Consider the following 21,244-nt stretch of genomic DNA (forward strand, 5'->3'; position numbering starts at 1 on the left):
GTTTCCTCTGCAACTTCAACCACTTGCGCTGTCGATCTCTCGTCAGCGGGAGGCGAATTCTACAGCGTTACTCGCTGCTGTCAACACCTCTTTTTTCAACCCCCTTTCGGCTTCGATGACCTGAAGCAACTCACTGTCGAAAACTGCGTAACTCATTGTTTACCAAGGAGTTTTCCGTTTCGACTGCGCCGGAAGTGGGGCGAATTATAGACCTCCAGAATCTGCCGTCAACCGTTAATTACGCCTTTCTTGCAGTGGATGCTTTTTTTGCCATCAAACGCGGGATTCTGCGGGTTATCGCAGGTATGCGAAGCAACAACAGCAACACACCTATAGAGGCATACACCACCCACTCCTTCAAATCGGCACGAACGATCCACAACATGTGCAGCAATCCGAGCCCAAGAATGACGTAGACCAGGCGATGCAACTTCTTCCATCGCAGACCCAAACGCCGTTGACTGTAGCGATTGGAAGTTACCGCCAACACCAACAGACACAGAAACCCTAGCGCGCCTACGATAATGTACGGCCGCTTGCGCAGCTCAACACCCAATTGCGACCAATCAAATCCAAGAATGAAAGCTGTATAGCCGCACAGATGCAAAACCACATAAGCAAAGCACCACAACCCCAATTGCCGTCGAACAGCAATCCACCCCGCCCAACCGGTGATTTTCTGCAAGGGCGTCATGCTCAGTGTAATTAGCAGCAGAACAAGCGTCCCCAGCCCCAATCGATCAACCAGCACTTTGCCTGGATCCGGCCCGAGCACATCAGCCCACGCCTGATACAACCAAAGCAGCGGCCAGATCGCCGCGGCAATGAACACGGCAATGCGCCAAAACGGATATCGCATCAGTAGTTCTTCCGCAGATCGAGCCCTGTATATAAAGAAGCGACTTCATCCGAGTAGCCGTTGAACATCTGCGTATCTCGCACGTTAGGCTTGAACAAACCGCTCGGCAGCCGCCGCTCGCGAGCCTGAGTCCAACGAGGATGATCAACCGCAGGATTCACATTCGCATAGAAGCCATACTCATCCGCCGCAATGCTCTGCCATGTGGTTTTCGGCTGCTCACTGACCAGACTGATCCGCACGATGGATTTCACACTCTTGAAACCGTACTTCCACGGAACCACCAAACGCAGCGGCGCCCCGTTCTGATTCGGCAATTCACGCCCATACATCCCCACCGCAAGAATCGCCAGGGGATTCATCGCCTCATCCAATCGCAACCCTTCTACATAAGGCCAGTCGATCAGCGCAAAACCGGAACGCTGCCCCGGCATTGTCTTGGGATCCTGCAGCGTTTCGAAACGAATGTATTTGGCATTGGACGTTGGCTCAATTTCCTTGAGCAACGCCGAGATAGGGAAACCGATCCAGGGAATGACCATCGACCAGGCTTCTACACAGCGAAGACGGTAGATGCGCTCCTCCAGCTGATAAGGCTTCATGAAGTCTTCCAGTGCATAGCGCCCCGGCTTTCCCACTTCCCCATCGACCACGACGCTCCACGGTTCGGTTTTCAGCGCGCCCGCGTTCGCGGCCGGATCTCCTTTATCGGTGCCGAACTCATAGAAATTGTTGTAGTGGGTCGCGTCCTTGAAAGGCGTGATCGCTTCATCCTTGACGTTGACCGCCCCCCACTTGGTAGAAGGAAGTTTGTCGATGAACCAGGAGGGCGCCTTGCCGGACTCGACATCGGCATAACGCGCAGCGTCTTCGGCACTGGCCCAACGAGGCAGACTGCTCACAGCCAAACCCGCCATAGCAGCACCGAGGACATTGCGTCGAGAAAGATAAACGGATTCAGGCGTGACGTCCGACTCGAGACAGTCAGACGCGTTGGGAAATTTGATCAGCATGGCAACTCCGCAACATTGGAGGACAGGTGCACCAATAGACTGCGGAGTATGAGGGGGAAATTACATCATTCGGCGTTTTTGTGACGACGAAGGTGTAACAGATATTGAACAGGGCCAGAAGCGGCGTAGGCGAGGAAAACCAACAGCAGGATGCGTGGTGGATCACTGAACACGACAGCGAACACCAAAACCACCGCGAGGATGGCCACGAAAGGTACGCGCCCTTTCAGGTCCAGTTCCTTGAAGCTGTTGTACTTGATGTTGCTGACCATCAGCATGCCGGCCGCCGCGACCATCAATGCCACGAGGAACGACATCTTCGAACCCTGAATGCCGTAATCGCTGAACGCCCAGACAATACCCGCCACCACACCCGCAGCCGCCGGACTGGCCAGGCCGATGAAGTAACGCTTGTCGGCGGTCCCCACCTGAGTATTGAAGCGCGCCAGACGCAACGCAGCGCCGGCGACATAGATGAAGGCAACCATCCAGCCGACCTTGCCCATGTCACCCAAGGCCCAACCGAACGCCAGCAACGCCGGCGCCACACCAAACGCAACCATGTCCGACAACGAGTCGTACTCAGCGCCGAAGGCACTCTGCGTATTGGTCATGCGGGCCACGCGACCATCGAGGCCGTCGAGCACCATCGCCACGAAAATCGCGATCGCTGCAAAACCGAAGTATTTGCTCGCATTGGCCGAATCACCTGCGCTTAAGGCGGCCTGCGCGCTCATCGAATTGATGATGGAATAAAACCCTGCGAACAGGTTCGCAGTGGTGAAGAGATTCGGCAGCAGATAGATACCACGATGCCGGACTTTACGGCCTTCAGCGTCATGCCCTTCTTCGATGTGTTCATCGATAGGCAGCAGGCTTTCGGCGTCAGGAGCCTGTTTTGGCTCTTCGGGGCGTTCGCTCATGGAGGTTACCTTGCAACAGGATGGAAAGTTTTCGACAAGTGTCTGGGACGACGGTTCGGCCACAAACAATGCAGCTTTATACCAGAACCAGTGATCCAAACGAAAAAACGCGGCCTAGGCCGCGTTTTCCGTACAAGTGCGCGACTTAGTTTTTAGCTTTGTCGACGATCTTGTTGGCTCCGATCCACGGCATCATGGAGCGCAGTTGCTCGCCGATGATTTCGATACCGTGAGCGGCGTTGTTACGACGCTTGGCGGTCATCGAAGGGTAGCCGGTTGCGCCTTCGCTGATGAACATTTTGGCGTATTCACCGTCCTGAATACGTTTCAGGGCGTTGCGCATGGCCTGACGGGATTCGGCGTTGATCACTTCCGGACCGGTCACGTACTCGCCGTATTCAGCGTTGTTGGAGATCGAATAGTTCATGTTTGCGATACCGCCTTCGTACATGAGATCAACGATCAGCTTCAGTTCGTGCAGGCACTCGAAATAGGCCATTTCCGGCGCGTAGCCTGCTTCAACCAGGGTTTCGAAACCGGCTTTGACCAGCTCAACGGTACCGCCGCACAGAACGGCTTGTTCGCCGAACAGGTCGGTTTCGGTCTCGTCCTTGAAGGTGGTTTCGATGATGCCGGTACGACCGCCACCCACGCCAGCAGCATAGGACAGCGCAACGTTTTTGGCGTTGCCGGAAGCATCCTGATAGATAGCGATCAGGTCAGGGATACCGCCGCCTTTGACGAACTCGGAACGCACGGTGTGGCCCGGTGCTTTCGGCGCGATCATGATCACGTCGAGGTCAGCGCGCGGAACAACCTGGTTGTAGTGGATCGCGAAGCCGTGGGAGAAGGCCAGGGTGGCGCCTTTCTTGATGTTCGGCTCGATTTCGTTCTTGTACAGGGCAGACTGGAACTCGTCCGGGGTCAGGATCATGACCAGGTCGGCCGCCGCAACAGCGGAAGCGACGTCGGTCACTTTCAGGCCGTGAGCTTCGGCTTTGGCAACAGTGGCCGAACCTTTACGCAGACCGACAGTAACGTCAACGCCGGAGTCTTTCAGGTTGCACGCTTGGGCGTGGCCCTGGGAACCGTAACCGATGATGGCAACTTTCTTGCCCTGGATGATCGACAGGTCGCAGTCTTTTTCGTAATAAACTTTCATGAAATTCCCCTATATATCCAGGCCGTTCGGGCCATTCGCTAATTTGGTTTAGATGCTGAGTACTTTGTCGCCGCGAGCAATACCGGTTACGCCGCTACGGACGGTCTCCAGGATCGAGGCGGTGCCGATGGACTGAATGAAGCTGTCGAGCTTGTCGCTGGTACCGGTCAATTGAACGGTATACACGCTGGCGCTGACATCGACGATCTGCCCACGGTAAATATCGGTGGTGCGCTTGATCTCGGCACGCTGGGCGCCGGTGGCCTTGACCTTGACCAGCATCAGTTCGCGCTCGATGTGAGCACTCTCCGACAGGTCGACCAATTTGACCACTTCGATCAGTTTGTTCAGGTTCTTGGTGATCTGCTCGATGACTTCATCGTGCCCCACAGTGGTCAACGTCAGACGCGACAATGTCGGGTCTTCGGTCGGCGCCACGGTCAGGCTTTCGATGTTGTAGTTGCGCTGCGAGAACAGGCCGACTACACGAGACAGAGCGCCCGGTTCGTTTTCCAGAAGCAAGGAAATAATGTGCCGCATGATTAAGTACGCTCCGTCTTGCTCAGCCACATATCGCGCATGGAGCCGTCTTTGATCTGCATCGGGTAGACGTGCTCGCTGGTGTCGACCGAAATATCGAGCACCACCAGGCGATCCTTCATGGCGAACGCCTCTTCCATCTTCGACTTCAAATCCTTCGAATCGGTGATGCGCATGCCGACGTGACCATAGGCCTCGGCCAGCTTGACGAAGTCAGGCAACGATTCCATGTAGGAATGCGAGTGACGGCTGCCGTAGCTCATGTCTTGCCACTGGCGAACCATACCCAGAACACCGTTGTTCAGGATGACGATTTTCACCGGCAAGCCGTATTGCAGACAGGTGGACAGTTCCTGAATGTTCATCTGGATACTGCCTTCGCCCGTCACACAGACGACGTCGGCATCCGGGAAGCTCAACTTGATGCCCATGGCCGCCGGAAAACCGAAGCCCATGGTGCCCAGGCCACCGGAGTTGATCCAGCGATTCGGCTTGTTGAACGTGTAGTACTGCGCCGCGAACATCTGGTGCTGACCCACGTCGGAAGCCACAAAGGCATCGCCCTTGGTCACTTCGCACAGGGTTTCAACCACGGTTTGCGGTTTGATGACGCTGCCGTCGCCCTTGTCGTAAGGGAACAGGCCACGGTCACCGCGCCACTCGCCCACTTGCTTCCACCAACTGGCCACGGACTCCTTGTTCGGGGTCTCGCCGATTTCCTTGAGAATCGCGACCATTTCGGTCAGGACGCTCTCGACCGGGCCAACGATAGGCACGTCAGCCTTGATGGTCTTGGAGATCGACGCCGGGTCGATGTCGATGTGAATGATCTTGGCATTCGGACAGAACTTCGCCGGGCCGTTGATCACGCGGTCATCGAAACGCGCACCGACCGCCAGGATCACGTCGGCATGGTGCATCGCCAGGTTAGCGGTGTAGCTGCCGTGCATGCCGAGCATGCCGATGAACTGACGGTCGGTGCCAGGGTAGGCACCCAGGCCCATCAGCGTATTGGTCACTGGCAGGTTGAGCATCTTCGCCAATTCGGTCAGCGGCGCGGAGCCACCACCGAGGATCACGCCGCCACCTGCGTACATCACAGGACGCTTGGCCGCCAACAGCATTTCTGCCGCTTTGCGGATTTGCCCGGAGTGACCGCGAACAGCCGGGCTGTAGGAACGCAGCTTGGCTTTTTTCGGGAAGATGTATTCGAACTTCTCGGCCGGGTTGGTCATGTCTTTCGGGATATCGACAACGACCGGACCAGGACGACCGGATTGCGCCAGGTAGAACGCCTTCTTCATGACCTCCGGGATTTCCGACGCATGCTTGATCATGAAGCTGTGCTTCACGATCGGCCGGGAGATACCGATCATGTCGGTTTCCTGGAACGCATCGGTGCCCACCATGGTGCTAGGCACCTGGCCGGAAATGACCACCATTGGAATGGAGTCCATATAGGCGGTGGCGATACCGGTGATGGCGTTGGTTGCGCCAGGACCGGAAGTCACCAGTACCACTCCGGCTTTACCGGTGGCACGGGCATAACCGTCAGCCATATGGGTAGCCGCTTGTTCGTGACGAACCAGAATATGGGTCACTTCCGGTTCTTTGAACAGGGCATCGTAAACATGAAGAAGAGCACCACCCGGGTACCCGTAGATGTATTTGACGCCTTCGTCACGCAAAAAGCGGACGAGCATCTCACCGCCAGATAAAAGCTCCACGTTGTTCACCTCTAAAACGCCAGAATACTGCCCACTCCAATGGGGACAGGTCTTAATAGGTTTACTTCTCAGCAGAGCATGAGCGACGGTGGTCGCCGACTACGTCAGCACTGACTGAGCAAGTATTGGGATCGTCCCAAGTGTTGCGGGGCTTTCCCACCCAGCGCGAGGTAACGCGTTGCGGGTGTTACAGGTCGGCGCGGATGTGCGCCTCATGATCTGCTGAGTGGGCCTGCTTCTGGCAGTCCCTCTACAGCGGACTTTGGATTCTTCTGTTTCGCCCTCTCCAAGTCAAGCCGTCTATGTGCTTTATTGAAGTAAGCGCATGAGAAAGCAAGAAAAAACCGCCAAACCGCAACTGTGTTAGCTTCAATTGCGCAACTCATGGCAAGGAAAAGGCATGCGAACGTACATCTTGATCGCCACTCTGCTGATCAGCCCTTTATGCATGGCTGGTCAGATCTACAAATGGGTCGACGCCCAAGGCGTGACCCACTTCGACGCGCAACCACCGCAAGGCCAGGAAGCCACCACCGTGGTGACACCCTCCTCGCCCGCGAGCAACCCTGCCGCAGCGCCGCGCGGCACTGCCATCGGCGATCAGCAAGCGATCGATAACTCCGTGAAAAAACAGGTGGCCGAGCAGCAAGCCCAGTTGAAGGTGTTCTGCGATCAGGCCAGAACGAATCTGGCGCAGCTGCAAAACAATCCGCGCTTGCGCGAAGAGGTCGACGGTGAGATGCGCCGCCTGACCGACGAGCAACGTCAGGAGCGCACCACCGAGGCACAGAAACAAATTGCAGATAATTGCCAATAGGATCTGCAGGAGTCGCGCGCCGAAAAAGGATCGGCGCTAGCGGGAGGCGGTGATCAGCAGGTCGAACTCTTTGAGCAACACCTGCAACTGCCGGTCCTTGCCCTGCACATTGCGGGCGGCGAAGACCATTTCGGCCATCTCCTGAATGCCCGAGGCGTTCGGCAATGGCAGATCCTGTTCGAGAATCGCCTTCATTCGGGGCAGGAAAATCCATTGCAGCCACTGTTCGAAATCCAGCGTATCGACCGAAAACGGCTCGACGCTGGACAGCGCTTCAGCGGATGGCGAAACCTCGTCCCACCAACCCTGAATGCGCAGTTCACGTTCGATCAGCAGCAACTGCTCGGCAATCTTCGGGAAGCGTGCATCCATCACAGCGAAACCTTGGCCTTCTGACGGGCCAACGATGCGCCGGCGGAATCGCCCTGTTTCTCACGCGCCTGAGCGATCAATTCCCACAGGCTGGCTTGCAGATCCGGGCGGCCACTGGCGAAGGTCAGGCCGCGGCGAGCGAACTGCTCGGCCTGTGGCGCGTCACCTTGAGCCATGCGCACCTGCGCCAGACGATAAAGAACCTGCGGCTCACGCGGCGCAACACGCTGCGCACGCTCCAGGCTGGAAGATGCGCCGTTGAGGTCGCCGCCAGCCTGCTGCTGTTGAGCGGTGGTCAACAGTGCGAGCACCGGACCGTCCAGTTGTTCATCGGCAGACAATCCGCCACCGGTGCTGGCCGAGGGAATTCCGCTCGGCGTAGACGGCATGCTGTAACTGCCCTGATTGATCGGTGCCGACTGCACCGGCGAGGTATCAATCGGCCCCGGCGTAATCGGCCCCGGCGTAATCGGGCCTGGGGTGATCGGCGATGTGCTGATCGGTGCCGACGCAACTGCGCCGCCACCCGGCACCATCACGACAACGCCGGTATCACCTTGCGGAATCGCCTGAGCCTGGGCTTGCGCAGGACGCTTGACCGTCGTCTGACGGAAGCCGCCGTTCGCCGAAATCCGCTCACTGTTGGAGACGGCACTGCCCGAGTCCACCACCGGAATCGAGCCGCGCTGCACCGTGGAGCAACCGCTGAGCAAAGCCACGGCGGTAACCGCTGGAATCAACCACTTGTTCACTTGAAACCCTCTTTGCTTAATTCATCCAGCCCTTGACCCAATCCATCACCGTTTCGCCGGTTGCAGGGGTTTCCCCACCACACGCCGCGCCGGGAGGTGGCTCGCTGCCGCGAATATACGGCATCTGCACCGCACCTGGGCAGTTGGCATCAGAGCCTTGCCCGGTGCGCGAATCGACCCAGGCCTGAACAATGTTGTCCGGCTGCGGCATGTCCAGCGGCAGCGGATCGGCCTTGCGCATGAAGCTTGTCCAGACCTGCAGTGCACCGGTAGCGCCGGTGAACGGGGTCTTGCCGTTGTCGTCGCGACCCAGCCAGACCACGGCCAGCAAATCCTGGCTGAACCCGGCAAACCAGCTGTCTCGCGAATCGTTACTGGTACCGGTCTTGCCGGCCAGCGTCAGGGTCTTGGGCAACACGTTATAGACCGAACTGCCGGTGCCTTCACGCATGACGCGCTGCATGGCGCTCTGGATCAAATAAATGGAAGCCGGATCAAAACGCTGCTGAATCTGGAACGGGTAACGCTTGAGCGGCTCCCCTTCGGCGGTCAGTACGCTACGGATCCCGCGCATCGGCGTATTGAAACCACCGTTGGCGAGCGTCTGGTACATGGTCGCGACTTCAATCGGGGTCATCCCACCCGCGCCCAGCAACATCGACGGGAACGCCGGGAATTCGCGGGTCACACCCAGGCGCGCCAAGGTCTTCAGGACATTCGGTACGCCCACGGCCAACCCGAGACGCGCGGTCGACAGGTTGTAGGAATGCGCCAACCCCTGATAAAGAAAAACCGTGCCGTGGGAACGACGATCATAGTTCTGCGGTTTCCAGACCTGGCCGTCCGCGCCTTTGACCGAGAAGGGCTCGTCCGACAGCCAACTGGTCAAGGTGTACTGGCTCGGCTTCTCAAGCGCGGTCAGATAAACCGCCGGCTTGATCAACGAACCGACCGGTCGCACCGCATCCAGCGCACGGTTGAAGCCGGCAAAACTGGCTTGGCGACTGCCGATCATGGCCTGGACTTCACCGGTTTCCGGGTTGGTCACCACCATCGCCGCCTCAACGTCATCGGCACCCTTGCGCCCGGAAAGGCGCTTGAAGGTGTCGTTGACGGAGGCTTCCGCTTTCATCTGCAGAATCGGGTCGAAACTGGTGAAGATCCGCAGCCCTTCTTCGGTCAAGTCTTCGTCGCGATAGTCTTCGCGCAGTTGCCGTTTAACCAGGTCGATAAAGCCGGGGAACGAACTGTCGGCCAACTTGCCGCGCGTCGTTACACCCAGTGGCATTTTTTTCGCGGCATCAACCTGCTCGGCGGTGGCGACACCTTGTTGCTCAAGCACGTCGAGCACCAGGTTGCGCCGTTCAAGCGCCCGTTCAGGGTTGCGACGCGGGTTGTAATAGGAAGGCCCCTTGACCATGCCCACCAGCAACGCAACTTGATTCAGTTTCAGTTCGGACAACGGCTGCCCGAAGAAGAACTGACTGGCCAGACCGAAGCCGTGCACCGCGCGCTGGCCATCCTGACCGACAAACACCTCATTGAGGTAGGCCTCAAGAATTTCCCGCTTGTCGTAATGCAACTCCAGCAACATCGCCATCATGGCTTCGGTGAGTTTGCGCGTCAGGCTGCGCTCGCTGGTCAGGTAGAAGTTCTTGACCAACTGCTGGGTCAACGTACTGCCGCCCTGGGTCATCTTGCCGCCAGAGGTGTTGACGTAGATGGCGCGGGCAATCGACTTGGGCGACACGCCCCAGTGGCTATAGAAATCCCGGTCTTCCACCGCGACGAGCGTTTCCAGCAGATACGGCGGCACCTGATCGATCTTGATCAGAATGCGGTCTTCGAGATTTTTCGGGTAAATCCCGCCGATCAACAACGGCTCCAATCGCACCACGGAGAGCTTCGAACCGTTGGTCGCCGACAGTTCGGCGACATAGTCACCGGAAAAACGCACGCGCACGGGCTGAGGTTTTTCCAGGCCCTCATAGAACTGGAAGCCACGGGTATTCAAATCGACGGTATTACCGTTGACCGCCGCGGCGCCGGGGCCGTTGCTCACGGCTTCGCGGCGGTAGCCCAAGGCATCGAGTTCGGTGAGGAAATCATCCTTGCTCAATTTCTGGCCGGTAAACAGCTCCAGCGGGCGGGCGTACACCTTGGCCGGAATCGTCCAGCGCTTGCCGGAAAACTTTTCCTGGACGATCGCGTCGAGGTAAACCGCGAACCCGGCGAGCACCACGAGGCCGACCAGACTGAGTTTAAGGGCCCATCCCAACCATGGGCGCAGGCCCCTGGACGGTGGTTTTTTTGGAGTGCGGGGGGATCGAGTACGAGTCATGGCGGCGGATTATACGCACTTTATTCATACTCAACAGGCGCCCTCCGAGGTTTGCGTCAGGCGGACTTGCGGCCATAATGGCGGCCGTGAATTTTCCCAAGACTCTAAAGGATCGCCTGTGAGCCAGTCCCTGATCGCCGCCTTGCAAAACCCGGCCCTCTACCCGCATCCGGTAGACGGGTTTCAAGTCATCGAAACCCATATTTCCTGGGTCATCCTCACCGGTCCCTTTGCTTATAAAGTGAAGAAGCCGGTGAACTTCGGCTTCCTCGACTTCACAAGCCTCGATGCCCGCGAGCATTTCTGCGGCGAAGAACTGCGCCTTAATCAGCGCCTGACCAACGATCTGTATCTGGAAGTGTTGCCGATCACCGGTAGCGCTGAAGCGCCACAATTGGGCGGCGAAGGCCCGGTCGTCGATTTCGTGCTGAAAATGCGTCAGTTCCCACAGAGCCAGTTGCTCAGCACCTTGCAAGCCAACGGCGAATTGACCACCGCCCACATCGACGAGATGGCCGCGCAAATTGCTCAGTTCCACCTCAGCGCACCGAAAGTGCCGGCCGAACACGAAGCGGGCACCCCGGACAGCGTCATGGCCCCCGTGCGGCAGAACTTCGAACAGATCCGCCCGTTCCTCAGCGACAAGGCTGACCTGCTGCAACTCGACGCGCTGCAAGCCTGGGCCGAAAGCAGCTTCGAACGCCTCAAGCCACTGTTCGCCCAGCGCAAGGCCGAGGGTTTCATCCGTGAATGCCACGGCGATATTCACCTGGGCAACGCCACCGTCATCGATGGCAAGGTCGTGATCTTCGACTGCATCGAGTTCAACGAACCGTTCCGTTTCACCGACGTCTACGCCGACACCGGTTTCCTGGCAATGGACCTCGAAGACCGTGGCCTGAAGAGCCTGGCACGCCGATTCATCAGCCAGTATCTGGAATTGAGCGGCGACTATCAGGGCCTGGAGTTGCTGAACTTCTACAAAGCCTACCGCGCACTGGTTCGCGCCAAGGTCAGCCTGTTCAGCATGCCGGCCGAAGCCGATCCGGTGATGCGCGCCACGACCCTGCGCCAATACCGCAACTACGCCAACCTGGCGGAAAGCTACAGCACCATTCCTTCACGCTTCCTGGCAATCACCCACGGCGTCTCCGCTGTTGGCAAAAGCCGTGTGGCGATGCGTCTGGTGGAAGCATTGGGCGCCATTCGCCTGCGTTCGGACGTTGAACGCAAACGCCTGTTTGGCGAGCAAACCGTACCGAACGATCCGCAAGCCGGCATTTATAGTGCCGACGCCAGTGCCAAGACGTACAGCCGCCTGCATGAAATTGCCGATGTCATCCTGCGCGCCGGTTTCCCGGTGGTGATCGATGCCACTTACCTCAAGCGCGAGCAACGTGACGGCGCATCGAAAGTCGCCGAAAGCACCGGGGCGCCGTTCCTGATTCTCGATTGCCACGCCCCCCAAGCCGTGATCGAGAGCTGGCTGGCCTTGCGTCAGGCCGACAACACTGACCCGTCCGACGCCAACCTGGCGGTTATCGAAGCCCAGCAAGCGAATCGCGAGCCGCTGACGCCAGCAGAAATTCTCTGCAGCAAACGCGTCCAGACCAATGAAAGTGGAACGCTCGACACCGTTGTCGCGCAAATTCGCCAACGCATGCCTGGCCTGTAAAAAACTATTTCAACCGTGGAGCCTTTGCCGGCTTCACGGCTGTCAAATAGTGGCACTATACTGGCGTCATAAAACCAACGGGTGATATGACATGAACCAGCCGAAGCTTCTCGACACTCCGCTTTATGCCTTGCTGCACAAAGACGACATCAAAGGGTTCAACAGCGAACGGCCTGCGGGCGGTCCTATCGACATGGCCGGGGGCGACTTTCGTGGCCTGGACCTGCGTGAACTGAATGCCGACAGCATCGACTTCACCGATGCCTACTTCCGCTCCGCCGATTTGCGCGGCATCGACTTTCGCAATGCATCGCTAGAAGGCGCCAGCCTGGCGCATGCGCAGATCTCCGGTGCCTACTTTCCTGTCGAGCTCAGCGCAGACGAGATTCTGATGTCGATGAACTTCGGCACCCGCTTGCGTTACCGCACCCGCTAACGTTCGCATCGCCTCCCCGATACGACGCAACCCTTGTGGGGGCGGGCTTGCTCGCGAAAGCGGTTTAGCTTTCAGTATTGGTGTCGACTGACACGATGTCTTCGCGAGCAAGCCCGCCCCCACAAGGGCTTGCATCACCCTCCTCTACTGCATTCGCAGCCCCTTCGAACACGTCAAGCCCTTGCCTCTTAGAAGCTTTTGCGTCGAAACCGACCAAAGAATCACGCTTTTCCTACTGATGGCTACACTCCTGAGAAGCTCGCCCACGCACCGTTCGGCCGTCGCAAGGAGGCTTGATGAATGATGAACTGCAGCACCTGAAGAATCTTGGCAAGACGTCGGCGCAATGGCTGCATGCCGTGGGCATCCACAGCGCTTCGGATTTGCGTCGCCTCGGGGCGGTCGATGCGTACCGGGCCGTGCGCACTCGCGGGTTTCGGGCGTCCAAGGTGTTGTTGTATGCAATTGAAGGCGCGTTGATGGACGTGCACTGGAATGACATTCCCGCCGAACGCAAAGAGGCGCTGAACAAGCAATTGGACGCGATCTCCTCGCGCCACAAAAACTGAATCCGAACATGCGTGGCATGTGTATGCCCGCAAGCCCAATGTTTAAAGGGCCATCCAGCCAAAAGACGGAGCAATGCAAACAAATCAAAAATCAACGGTTGACATGGTAATGAGAATCGCTATGATTACCGCAACTGGTCGCGAGACTGGTCGATATTTGAAAAGCCCTTGGTTCGGACTCTCAGATATCTCCTCATCAGGCTAATCACGGTTATTTGACCCGGCTCTTGCCGGGTCTTTTTTTGCCTGTAGAAAGTTGCCGTTCTACTTGCCGAACTGTTTGCGCATTTCTGCACAGTAATCCTGAGCCGGCGTGGCGGGCGTGAACCATACGTAATCAGCCATGGCCGATGTCACCTCGGCCCCGTGCTCTGCCAGCAGCAACACAGTCGGCGGCTGAGACTCGCGCAAATCCAGCACATGAAGCGGCACGCCGACATCCTTGCGCGCGTGGTAAGCGCCAGCGAACAACACCGAAGGTGCCGGCGCCGCGAGCAAGCGTTCGGCCATCCGCCGATCACGTTGCTGCTGGACCGCCAACATCGCCGGCATCTGCGACGTGGGCAGCAGACCGCAATGCGCATCGTTGATTTGTGCCAGTAATTCATCCTTGACCGAAGCGGCATTGGAATGCGCCCCACTCAATGTCGGCGGTGTGGCGTAAACGGTGCGGACTTCGAGATTGTCCAGGTTGGCCGCCAGCAATGGATAAGGCTGAGTCAGGACGAAACGCACGATGGGCCCGTACAAACTCCAGTCCCAGCCCGATTGCCAGGCCAGGGCACCGGGCAAATCCTTTGGCAGCGTTGATGCGTGACGGACATCGTCGACGCGTAACTGTTGATCCGGCGTGAGCATTTCAAGCAGCAGGCTGCCCTGGGGTCGGCGCTCGCCCAAGCGCTGCAACAACCACAATTCCAGTTGATGGTGATCGCTGTTGTCATGCTGCTCGCCGACGATCAACCGTGACGGTTTGGCCAGCCGCGTGATCAGCTCCTCAGACGTCAACGTCTGACCGCTGCGCAAATCGCGAATCTCGCCAGTCACCGGCGCAGGGCTCGACAAATGTTGGCAGCCACTCAATACCAGCAGCGCCATAAGCAACATCACACGCATGTGTTCACCTCGATGAATGACTCAGCGGGCGATGATCAGCGGATGCCCGCGCTCCGGGTGCTGCTGCACCAATACTTCCAGACCGAACACGGCTTTGAGCGGTTCTGGCCGCAATACCTGCGCCGGCGTGTCGAGCGCCACCGGCCGCCCACCTTCGAGCAACAGCAGCCGATCACAATAACGCGCCGCCAGGTTCAGATCATGCAGGATCACCAACACCGCCGCACCACGATCGGCAAATTCGCGGACCGCTTGCAGGGTGGTGTGCTGATGTAGCGGGTCGAGCATCGAGGTCGGCTCATCGAGCAACAACGTTTGGCCCGCCTCGCCCGGCCAGAGTTGCGCCAGCACCCGCGCCAGATGTACCCGCTGACGCTCGCCACCGGACAACGCCAGATAGCTGCGCCCGCTCAAATGCCCGGCGTCGGCGGCGTGCAAGGCGGCGGCGATGATCTCGTCATCGCGCACCCGACCGCTTTGATGGGGCAAGCGCCCCATGCCCACCACCTCTTCCACGCGAAAGGCGAAGTCCAGGGTCGATACTTGCGGCAATACCGCCAGGCGCCGGGCTCGCTGCGTGCCGGTGCACTGACTCAACGCCTGCTCATCGAGCCAGACGCTGCCGTGATCCGCTTTCAGTTCACCGCATAACGCCCCCAGCAACGTACTTTTGCCAGCACCGTTGGGGCCCAGCACACCAAGGACTTCCCCCGGTTTGAGCTCAAGCGTGAGGTCTGTCAGCACAGTCTTCGTGCCGCGACGGATATGCAGATTCTGCGTGCGCAACATCAGACACGCCTCCGGAGCAGTAAAAACAGAAAGAACGGCGCACCGATAAACGCGGTGACGATACCGATCGGCAGCTCCGCCGGCGCCAGTGCGAGGCGCGCAACCAGATCGGCAAATAATAGAAGGCTGGCACCCGCCAACACCGACGCCGGCAACAATACCCGATGATCAGGCCCAGCCAGCAACCGCACCAGATGCGGCACTACCAGCCCGACAAACCCGATCATCCCCGCGGCCGCGACCGCCGCGCCAACGCCCAACGCGGTGCAGAACACCAGTTCGCGCTTGAGCCCTTCGACATCAATGCCGAGATGCCCGGCCTCCGACTCGCCCAGCAGCAACGCGTTCAATGCTTTGGCCCGGCGCGGCAGCCACAGCGCCACCCCGGCGCTGACCAGCAGCAACGGCCACAGTCGCGAGTAACTGGCGCCGTTCAGGCTGCCAAGATTCCAGAAGGTCAACGTGCGTAATGTCGCGTCATCGGCCAGATAAGTGAACAGCCCCACCGCCGACCCGGCCAACGCCGTCAAGGCAATACCGGCCAGCAGCATGGTCGCAACGTTCGTCTGGCCATTGCGCCGGCCGAGCCGATAGACCAACGCTGTGACACCCAACCCGCCAAGGAAGGCGCACACCGACAACAAATAAGGCCCGAACGATTCCGGCAAACCGCCAAAGGCCGAACCGCCGACAATCGCAATCGCCGCGCCTAACGCCGCGCCACTGGAGACGCCGACCAGTCCCGGATCGGCCAGCGGATTACGAAACAGCCCCTGCATCGCCACACCCGACAGCGCCAGCACACCGCCGACCGCCAGCCCCAACAAGGTACGTGGCAGACGAATCTGCCCGAGGATCAGTTCGGCTTGCTCCAACCCGTCGGGCTCAATCGGCACACCGATCATGCGCAACGCCGCGCGCAACGTATCGAACAGCGGCAGACTGACTGGCCCCAGCGCCAGCGACAACCAGATCGCCAGCAGACACAGCAGGCTCAGCCCGATAAACAACGCACGGGGTTTAACCAGAACGGTCATTGGGCGGCGTTGCCTGGGAAAAAGCCTTCAGACAGTTTTTTAATCGCATCCGGCAAGCGCGGCCCGAGCCCCCCCACCAGCAGCGTCGGATCAAGCTCCATGACGCGCCCGTCCTTGGCGGCGCGAGTCGAGGACAGAATCGGGTTTTCCTTGAACAATGCAGCCTTTGCCGCGTCGCCCGTCAGCGCACGGTCGGCAAACACCAGCACCTCGGGGTCGAGACTGATCAAGGATTCGTTGGAAAAAGGTTTGTAACCGGTGTGCGTCGCCAGGTTATGGCCACCCGCCCGTTGCAGCAGCCAATCGGCAGCGGTGTCTTTACCGGCGATCAGCGGTTTGCCGCCCGCATGGCCAATCAGCACCAAGACGCCCGGAGATTTTTGCGTCAATTGCGCCTGGGTCACGCGGATCTTTTGCTGATCGAGTTGCTGCTGATAACGCTGAAACGCCTGCGCTGCCTGATCCTCAGCCCCCAGCAACTGGCCAAGGTGCTGCAAGTTACCCTGCAACGCCGGCAAATCCGGTTTTGCCGAGAACAACTCAACCTGCACGCCCGCAGTGCGAATCTGCGACAACACTGGCGGCGGCCCCATTTCCTCGGTGCCGACTAGAATCTGCGGGCGCAAACTCAAAATGCCCTCCGCCGACAACTGACGCTGATAACCGATGCTCGGCAGCGACTTGAGGGCCTCAGGGTGCTGACTGGTGGTATCGACGCCGACCAGTTTCGCTTCACCGCCCAGCACACTGACCCACTCCGACAAGGCGCCACCGGCGCTGACCCAACGTTGCGGCAACTCGGCCGCTGCGGCCTGATGGCTGACGAAAAGTCCGACACAGAGCGCGGCAACGCGGGTACTCAAGCGCATAAACAGCTTCCTTAATGGTTTTCCCCGGGCATTAAGATGACAGGCCCAGTATCCTCGGCATCTGCATCTGCACCCCACGGGCAGGGCGGCCATTTGATAATTGTTTGCATTTAAACGTCAAGCTCGGACATATCCGGTCACGAGCCACGGGACTTGAGGATAGACATGAAGTTGCTTTGCGCGGGCGCCGAGTTGGCGGACAACAGCAGTCGCGGTTTCGACGTCGACGGGCAAAAGCTGCTAGCCGTGCGCCGGGGCGGCCAGGTCTACGTCTACCTCAATCGCTGCCCGCACCGGGGTGTCGGGCTGGAATGGAAGCCTGACCAGTTTCTCGACCCCAGCAACAGCCTGATCCAGTGCGCCACCCATGGCGCACTGTTTCTGATCGAGGACGGCGAATGCGTTGCCGGCCCGTGCGCCGGGCAATCGCTGACCGCTATTGCTTGTCGCGAGGACGAACAAGCCATTTGGATCAGCCTTTAGATCAACACCTCAAGACGCCGCTCGACGTGCATTTCTTCGTGACTCAGACGCACGCCATAAGCCAACACTTCAACCCCGCTCGCCACCGCCTCACGCAAGGCGGCCGCATACGCCGAATCGATTTCTTCGGCCGGACGTACTGCCTCGATGCCGCTCAGGCTCACGCAATACAGTTGCACCGCGCGAATCCCATCCCGGGCCAGATGCGCCAACTCGCGCAAATGCTTGGCCCCGCGCTGCGTCACCGCATCGGGAAAAGCCGCCACCGCTGAACCGTCAAAGCCCAGCGTCACGCTTTTGACTTCCACGTACGCCGGCCCGCTCGGGTATTCGAGACGGAAGTCGATACGGCTGCTTTCCTGCCCGTAGGCCACTTCGCGCTTCAGTTCGGTAAAGCCGTTCAGCTCGGTAATGACCCCGGCCCGCAGCGCTTCCTCGATCAAGCCGTTGGCGCGCCCGGTGTTGACGCAAAACAGCCGACCTTGCGGGGTTTCGCCGATTTCCCAGGTGCCGGGCAATTTGCGTTTAGGGTCGTTGGAGCGGCTGAACCAGACTTGCCCGCCTTCAACCTGACAATTAAGCATCGAGCCGGTGTTCGGGCAGTGAATGGTCAGCAACTCGCCATTAACCGTCTCGATATCGGCGAGAAAACGCTTGTAGCGACGAATCAGCCGACCTTCTTCGAGGGGAGGAAAAAAGCGCATCAGTCTTGCCAGCTCTTCAAGCCGCGAGCGATCCGGTCGACCGCTTCCTGTAGGCGCGGCAGGCTTTGGGTGTAGGCAAACCGCACATGATGCCCAGCCTGATAACGCCCGAAGTCTAGGCCCGGGGTGATCGCCACGTGCTCGGTTTCGAGGAAATGTCGGCAGAACGCGAAGGCATCTCCGCCGAATTTACTGATATCGGCGTACAAATAGAAAGCGCCTTCCGGCTCCACCGCAATGTTGAAGCCAAGCTCGCGCAAGGCCGGCAGCAGGAAATCGCGACGACGGCCGAACTCGGCGCGACGCTCTTCCAGAATGCTGATGGTCGCCGGTTCGAAGCAGGCCAACGCGGCGTGCTGGGCCATGCTCGGCGCGCTGATGTAAAGATTCTGCGCAAGTTTTTCCAGCTCGCCGACCGCCGCTTCCGGCGCGACCAGCCAGCCGAGACGCCACCCGGTCATGCCGAAATATTTGGAAAAGCTATTCAGGACGAAGGCGCTGTCATCGACCTCCAGCACGCTGGCGGCGTCGGTGCCGTAAGTCAGGCCGTGGTAGATCTCGTCCACCACCAGATGCCCATGGCGCTGCTTGATGGCGGCAGACAGCCCGGCCAGTTCGTCGCGGGTCAGCAGGGTTCCGGTCGGATTCGCTGGCGACGCCACCAAGGCGCCGACGCTGTCGTGGTCCCAATGTCGGGCCACGAGGTCTGGCGTCAGCTGATAACGCACGTCCGGCCCTACAGGAACAAGCTGCGCCGCGCCTTCCACCAAGCGCAAAAAGTGGCGGTTGCAGGGATAACCGGGGTCCGCCAGCAGCCAGTGTTTGCCCGGATCGACCAACAATGCGCTGGCCAGCAGCAAGGCTCCGGAACCGCCGGGCGTAATGAGGATGCGTTGCGGATCGATGTGCAACCCGTACCGCTGCTGATAAAAACCGGCAATCGCCTCGCGCAACTCCGGGATGCCACGGGCGGCGGTGTAGCGGGTTTTCCCGGCAGTCAATGCGGCGTGGCCGGCCTGAATGATCGGCTCGGCGGTGGTGAAGTCCGGTTCGCCGATTTCCAGGTGGATGACGTCATGGCCAGCGGCTTGCAGCTCGTTGGCCCGCGCCAGCAGCGCCATGACATGAAACGGTTCGATCGCGCGACTGCGGGCACTGTAGGGCTGGGCCATTAGCCTTCCTTCAACGGGAAAAGAACCGATTCTACCCAAGCGCAGGAACGAGCGAGAACCTAAAGCGGTCAGACGCCTTAGAACCCTGGTTATCAACGACTCGAGCGAGTACCCCAGGTTTGACTAAAATCAATATTTGATCAGGTCTCCAACACCGCCAGACAAGGCTTTGCAATGATTTGCAAGGACCACGGGCCACTACCTCGACATCCGGGAGTAGCGCGGTCCGATTTGATCTGGTAAGTTCGCCCGCTTGCAGCCGCAGGGCCGGCAGGTGTCGGTGATGGAGCAATCCTGCGCAGATGGATTACAAGAGTAGAGGCGGTCCATTTCATGCCCACCCAAGCAAAGCAACAGCAGAACACGACGATCAGCGGCTTCGAACCCTACAAAGAAGTGAAGGGCGAGGAATACATGGGCAAGCCCATGCGCGCGCACTTCACCAAGATCCTGAACAAGTGGAAACAGGACTTGATGCAGGAAGTCGACCGTACTGTTGATCACATGAAAGACGAAGCAGCCAACTTCCCGGACCCGGCAGACCGTGCCAGCCAGGAAGAAGAATTCAGCCTCGAGCTGCGTGCCCGCGACCGCGAGCGCAAGCTGATCAAGAAGATCGACAAGACGCTGCAACTGATCGAAGACGAAGAATATGGCTGGTGCGAGTCCTGCGGCGTCGAGATTGGCGTCAAGCGACTGGAAGCCCGCCCTACCGCCGATATGTGCGTTGACTGCAAGACCCTGGCGGAAATCAAGGAAAAGCAAGTCGGCAAGTAATCTCGACTTGAAAGAAAAACGGAGCGTGCGAACGCTCCGTTTTTGTTTCTGTAATCCGCCACGGCACCGAACCCTGGGGGAGCGGGTTTGCTCGCGAACGCGCTGTGTCAGGCAACACTTAAGCTGAATGACCCAGCGCATTCGCGAGCAAACCCGCTCCCGCAGGTGGATTGCGCACGATTAGACGACGTACCATCGCCCTCATGACTGTCTCTCGCTACATCGGGCGCTTCGCCCCCACACCCAGTGGCCACCTGCATTTCGGTTCGCTGGTCGCAGCGCTGGCCTCCTACCTTGACGCGCGTTCGGCAGGCGGTCGCTGGCTGATGCGCATGGAAGACCTCGACCCGCCACGGGAAGAACCCGGCGCTCAAGCGGCGATCCTCAAGGCGCTCGAAAGCTATGGATTCGAATGGGACGGCGAGCTGGTTCGCCAGAGTGACCGCCACGAAGCCTACGCCGAAATTCTCAATGGCCTGTTCAATCACGGCCTCGCCTACGCCTGTACCTGTTCGCGCAAACAACTGGAGCCGTATCACGGCATTTATCCGGGGCTGTGCCGCAACGCCGGCCATGGCACCGGGGACGCGGCGATTCGCCTGCGCGTGCCGGAGCTGGACTACCACTTCATCGACCGCGTGCAAGGCGAATTCCGCCAGCACCTGGGACGGGAAGTCGGCGACTTCGTGATCCGTCGCCGCGACGGGCTGTACGCCTATCAACTGGCCGTGGTGCTCGACGATGCCTGGCAAGGCATCACCGACATCGTGCGCGGCGCCGACTTGCTGGACTCCACGCCGCGACAGCTTTACCTGCAAGAACTGCTGGGCCTGCGCCAACCGCGTTATTTGCACATCCCGCTGATTACCCAGCCCGATGGCAACAAACTCGGGAAATCCTACCGTTCGCCGCCGCTGACCGAGGACCAGGCCACGCCGCTGTTGCTGCGTGCATTGCGTGCGCTGGGCCAGAATCCGGGGGTTGAGCTGGCCGATGGCAGCCCACGGGAAGTGCTGAACTGGGGCATCGCCCACTGGGATGCATCGCTAATCCCGCGCACACTGGCGCTGCCCGAAGCGCAACTGCAGTGATCACGCTTGCAGTGGCGCGC

Annotated in this window: 22 protein-coding genes; 7 read left to right on the forward strand and 15 right to left on the reverse strand. The window is 59.3% G+C overall.

The genetic code is table 11. The features are described 5' to 3' along the window. Positions 1–238 precede the first annotated feature (238 nt). The 6 genes from msrQ to ACQKP4_RS14030 form a co-directional block, all read right to left on the reverse strand. Entirely contained in the window at positions 239–859 is a 621-nt protein-coding gene (msrQ, locus tag ACQKP4_RS14005; protein ID WP_427633995.1) for a protein-methionine-sulfoxide reductase heme-binding subunit MsrQ, read from the reverse strand. Beyond that, on the reverse strand, positions 859–1,872 hold the full coding sequence (gene msrP, locus ACQKP4_RS14010) for a protein-methionine-sulfoxide reductase catalytic subunit MsrP (RefSeq protein WP_427633996.1): 1,014 nt from the start codon (positions 1,870–1,872) through the stop codon (positions 859–861). Before msrP ends, msrQ begins: the two co-directional genes overlap by 1 nt. A 65-nt stretch (positions 1,873–1,937) precedes the next feature. Further along, positions 1,938–2,795, reverse strand: a complete 858-nt coding sequence (gene pssA / locus ACQKP4_RS14015) for a CDP-diacylglycerol--serine O-phosphatidyltransferase (protein ID WP_427633998.1) — start codon at positions 2,793–2,795, stop codon at positions 1,938–1,940. Between the two features lie 145 nt (positions 2,796–2,940). Beyond that, complete coding sequence (ilvC, locus tag ACQKP4_RS14020) at positions 2,941–3,957, reverse strand: ketol-acid reductoisomerase (protein ID WP_007948647.1); 1,017 nt, start codon at positions 3,955–3,957, stop codon at positions 2,941–2,943. 48 nt (positions 3,958–4,005) lie between these two features. Continuing rightward, positions 4,006–4,497, reverse strand: coding sequence for an acetolactate synthase small subunit (ilvN, locus tag ACQKP4_RS14025; protein WP_003176102.1), 492 nt, complete (start codon positions 4,495–4,497; stop codon positions 4,006–4,008). A gap of 2 nt (positions 4,498–4,499) precedes the next feature. Next, positions 4,500–6,224, reverse strand: coding sequence for an acetolactate synthase 3 large subunit (locus tag ACQKP4_RS14030; protein WP_427634000.1), 1,725 nt, complete (start codon positions 6,222–6,224; stop codon positions 4,500–4,502). Positions 6,225–6,624: 400 nt separating this feature from the next. Between ACQKP4_RS14030 and ACQKP4_RS14035 the strand changes: the two genes are divergently transcribed. After that, the gene (locus tag ACQKP4_RS14035; RefSeq protein ID WP_427634002.1) at positions 6,625–7,041 is read left to right on the forward strand and encodes a DUF4124 domain-containing protein; all 417 of its coding nucleotides are present in this window, start codon (positions 6,625–6,627) and stop codon (positions 7,039–7,041) included. Positions 7,042–7,077: 36 nt separating this feature from the next. On the opposite strand, the gene ACQKP4_RS14040 is transcribed toward ACQKP4_RS14035, so the two are convergent. The 3 genes from ACQKP4_RS14040 to mrcB are packed head-to-tail and all read right to left on the reverse strand — an operon-like array spanning position 7,078 to position 10,506. Continuing rightward, on the reverse strand, positions 7,078–7,413 hold the full coding sequence (locus ACQKP4_RS14040; RefSeq protein WP_149418325.1) for a YqcC family protein: 336 nt from the start codon (positions 7,411–7,413) through the stop codon (positions 7,078–7,080). Then, positions 7,413–8,165, reverse strand: a complete 753-nt coding sequence (locus tag ACQKP4_RS14045; protein ID WP_427634004.1) for a hypothetical protein — start codon at positions 8,163–8,165, stop codon at positions 7,413–7,415. The genes ACQKP4_RS14040 and ACQKP4_RS14045 overlap by 1 nt, the downstream gene beginning before the upstream one ends. Positions 8,166–8,181: 16 nt before the next feature. Beyond that, a complete protein-coding gene (gene mrcB / locus ACQKP4_RS14050) occupies positions 8,182–10,506 on the reverse strand; it encodes a penicillin-binding protein 1B (RefSeq protein WP_427634006.1) in 2,325 nt (774 codons plus the stop codon). 118 nt (positions 10,507–10,624) lie between these two features. Between mrcB and ACQKP4_RS14055 the strand changes: the two genes are divergently transcribed. The 3 genes from ACQKP4_RS14055 (at position 10,625) to ACQKP4_RS14065 (ending at position 13,186) form a co-directional block, all read left to right on the forward strand. Further along, positions 10,625–12,181, forward strand: a complete 1,557-nt coding sequence (locus ACQKP4_RS14055) for an AAA family ATPase (protein ID WP_427634008.1) — start codon at positions 10,625–10,627, stop codon at positions 12,179–12,181. A gap of 91 nt (positions 12,182–12,272) precedes the next feature. After that, complete coding sequence (locus tag ACQKP4_RS14060; protein ID WP_427634010.1) at positions 12,273–12,617, forward strand: pentapeptide repeat-containing protein; 345 nt, start codon at positions 12,273–12,275, stop codon at positions 12,615–12,617. A gap of 296 nt (positions 12,618–12,913) precedes the next feature. Beyond that, positions 12,914–13,186 carry a TfoX/Sxy family protein gene (locus ACQKP4_RS14065; RefSeq protein ID WP_009050884.1) on the forward strand — a complete coding sequence of 91 codons (273 nt, stop codon included), beginning with the start codon at positions 12,914–12,916 and terminating at the stop codon, positions 13,184–13,186. A gap of 264 nt (positions 13,187–13,450) precedes the next feature. Here the strand turns inward: ACQKP4_RS14065 and ACQKP4_RS14070 are convergent, their stop codons facing one another. The 4 genes from ACQKP4_RS14070 to ACQKP4_RS14085 are packed head-to-tail and all read right to left on the reverse strand — an operon-like array spanning position 13,451 to position 16,997. Further along, positions 13,451–14,302 carry a ChaN family lipoprotein gene (locus tag ACQKP4_RS14070; protein ID WP_427634012.1) on the reverse strand — a complete coding sequence of 284 codons (852 nt, stop codon included), beginning with the start codon at positions 14,300–14,302 and terminating at the stop codon, positions 13,451–13,453. A gap of 21 nt (positions 14,303–14,323) precedes the next feature. Further along, positions 14,324–15,091: a heme ABC transporter ATP-binding protein gene (locus ACQKP4_RS14075; protein WP_427634014.1), complete on the reverse strand. Its 768-nt coding sequence runs from the start codon at positions 15,089–15,091 to the stop codon at positions 14,324–14,326. Continuing rightward, a complete protein-coding gene (locus ACQKP4_RS14080; RefSeq protein WP_427634073.1) occupies positions 15,091–16,074 on the reverse strand; it encodes a FecCD family ABC transporter permease in 984 nt (327 codons plus the stop codon). The genes ACQKP4_RS14075 and ACQKP4_RS14080 overlap by 1 nt, the downstream gene beginning before the upstream one ends. A 50-nt stretch (positions 16,075–16,124) precedes the next feature. Further along, entirely contained in the window at positions 16,125–16,997 is an 873-nt protein-coding gene (locus ACQKP4_RS14085; protein ID WP_427634016.1) for a heme/hemin ABC transporter substrate-binding protein, read from the reverse strand. A gap of 165 nt (positions 16,998–17,162) precedes the next feature. On the opposite strand from ACQKP4_RS14085, the gene ACQKP4_RS14090 reads away from it, so the two are divergent. Continuing rightward, positions 17,163–17,480, forward strand: coding sequence for a Rieske (2Fe-2S) protein (locus ACQKP4_RS14090; protein ID WP_427634018.1), 318 nt, complete (start codon positions 17,163–17,165; stop codon positions 17,478–17,480). Here the strand turns inward: ACQKP4_RS14090 and sfsA are convergent. Both sfsA and ACQKP4_RS14100 read right to left on the reverse strand, forming a co-directional pair. Beyond that, complete coding sequence (gene sfsA / locus ACQKP4_RS14095) at positions 17,477–18,184, reverse strand: DNA/RNA nuclease SfsA (RefSeq protein WP_427634020.1); 708 nt, start codon at positions 18,182–18,184, stop codon at positions 17,477–17,479. The two genes, ACQKP4_RS14090 and sfsA, sit on opposite strands and share 4 nt — an antisense overlap. Further along, the gene (locus tag ACQKP4_RS14100) at positions 18,184–19,356 is read right to left on the reverse strand and encodes a pyridoxal phosphate-dependent aminotransferase (RefSeq protein ID WP_427634022.1); all 1,173 of its coding nucleotides are present in this window, start codon (positions 19,354–19,356) and stop codon (positions 18,184–18,186) included. Before ACQKP4_RS14100 ends, sfsA begins: the two co-directional genes overlap by 1 nt. A gap of 333 nt (positions 19,357–19,689) precedes the next feature. Here ACQKP4_RS14100 and dksA point away from each other — a divergent pair, with 333 nt between their 5' ends. Together dksA and gluQRS are read left to right on the forward strand one after the other, a co-directional pair. Beyond that, positions 19,690–20,133, forward strand: coding sequence for an RNA polymerase-binding protein DksA (gene dksA, locus ACQKP4_RS14105; RefSeq protein WP_427634023.1), 444 nt, complete (start codon positions 19,690–19,692; stop codon positions 20,131–20,133). 203 nt (positions 20,134–20,336) lie between these two features. Continuing rightward, positions 20,337–21,224 (forward strand): tRNA glutamyl-Q(34) synthetase GluQRS, encoded by an 888-nt coding sequence (gene gluQRS, locus ACQKP4_RS14110; RefSeq protein WP_427634025.1) that lies wholly within the window; start codon positions 20,337–20,339, stop codon positions 21,222–21,224. The last annotated feature ends 20 nt before the right edge of the window (positions 21,225–21,244 follow it).

Source organism: Pseudomonas sp. NPDC086278 (genome assembly GCF_050280905.1).
Lineage (GTDB): Bacteria > Pseudomonadota > Gammaproteobacteria > Pseudomonadales > Pseudomonadaceae > Aquipseudomonas.

Excerpts from the sequence above, each read along its gene's own strand:
- msrQ (WP_427633995.1), bottom strand. The coding sequence starts at position 859 with ATGCGATATCCGTTTTGGCGCATTGCCGTGTTCATTGCCGCGGCGATC.
- msrP (WP_427633996.1), bottom strand. The coding sequence starts at position 1,872 with ATGCTGATCAAATTTCCCAACGCGTCTGACTGTCTCGAGTCGGACGTC.
- pssA (WP_427633998.1), bottom strand. The coding sequence starts at position 2,795 with ATGAGCGAACGCCCCGAAGAGCCAAAACAGGCTCCTGACGCCGAAAGC.
- ilvC (WP_007948647.1), bottom strand. The coding sequence starts at position 3,957 with ATGAAAGTTTATTACGAAAAAGACTGCGACCTGTCGATCATCCAGGGC.
- ilvN (WP_003176102.1), bottom strand. The coding sequence starts at position 4,497 with ATGCGGCACATTATTTCCTTGCTTCTGGAAAACGAACCGGGCGCTCTG.
- ACQKP4_RS14035 (WP_427634002.1), top strand. The coding sequence starts at position 6,625 with ATGCGAACGTACATCTTGATCGCCACTCTGCTGATCAGCCCTTTATGC.
- ACQKP4_RS14040 (WP_149418325.1), bottom strand. The coding sequence starts at position 7,413 with ATGGATGCACGCTTCCCGAAGATTGCCGAGCAGTTGCTGCTGATCGAA.
- mrcB (WP_427634006.1), bottom strand. The coding sequence starts at position 10,506 with ATGACTCGTACTCGATCCCCCCGCACTCCAAAAAAACCACCGTCCAGG.
- ACQKP4_RS14060 (WP_427634010.1), top strand. The coding sequence starts at position 12,273 with ATGAACCAGCCGAAGCTTCTCGACACTCCGCTTTATGCCTTGCTGCAC.
- ACQKP4_RS14065 (WP_009050884.1), top strand. The coding sequence starts at position 12,914 with ATGAATGATGAACTGCAGCACCTGAAGAATCTTGGCAAGACGTCGGCG.
- ACQKP4_RS14070 (WP_427634012.1), bottom strand. The coding sequence starts at position 14,302 with ATGCGTGTGATGTTGCTTATGGCGCTGCTGGTATTGAGTGGCTGCCAA.
- ACQKP4_RS14075 (WP_427634014.1), bottom strand. The coding sequence starts at position 15,091 with ATGTTGCGCACGCAGAATCTGCATATCCGTCGCGGCACGAAGACTGTG.
- ACQKP4_RS14085 (WP_427634016.1), bottom strand. The coding sequence starts at position 16,997 with ATGCGCTTGAGTACCCGCGTTGCCGCGCTCTGTGTCGGACTTTTCGTC.
- ACQKP4_RS14090 (WP_427634018.1), top strand. The coding sequence starts at position 17,163 with ATGAAGTTGCTTTGCGCGGGCGCCGAGTTGGCGGACAACAGCAGTCGC.
- sfsA (WP_427634020.1), bottom strand. The coding sequence starts at position 18,184 with ATGCGCTTTTTTCCTCCCCTCGAAGAAGGTCGGCTGATTCGTCGCTAC.
- ACQKP4_RS14100 (WP_427634022.1), bottom strand. The coding sequence starts at position 19,356 with ATGGCCCAGCCCTACAGTGCCCGCAGTCGCGCGATCGAACCGTTTCAT.
- dksA (WP_427634023.1), top strand. The coding sequence starts at position 19,690 with ATGCCCACCCAAGCAAAGCAACAGCAGAACACGACGATCAGCGGCTTC.
- gluQRS (WP_427634025.1), top strand. The coding sequence starts at position 20,337 with ATGACTGTCTCTCGCTACATCGGGCGCTTCGCCCCCACACCCAGTGGC.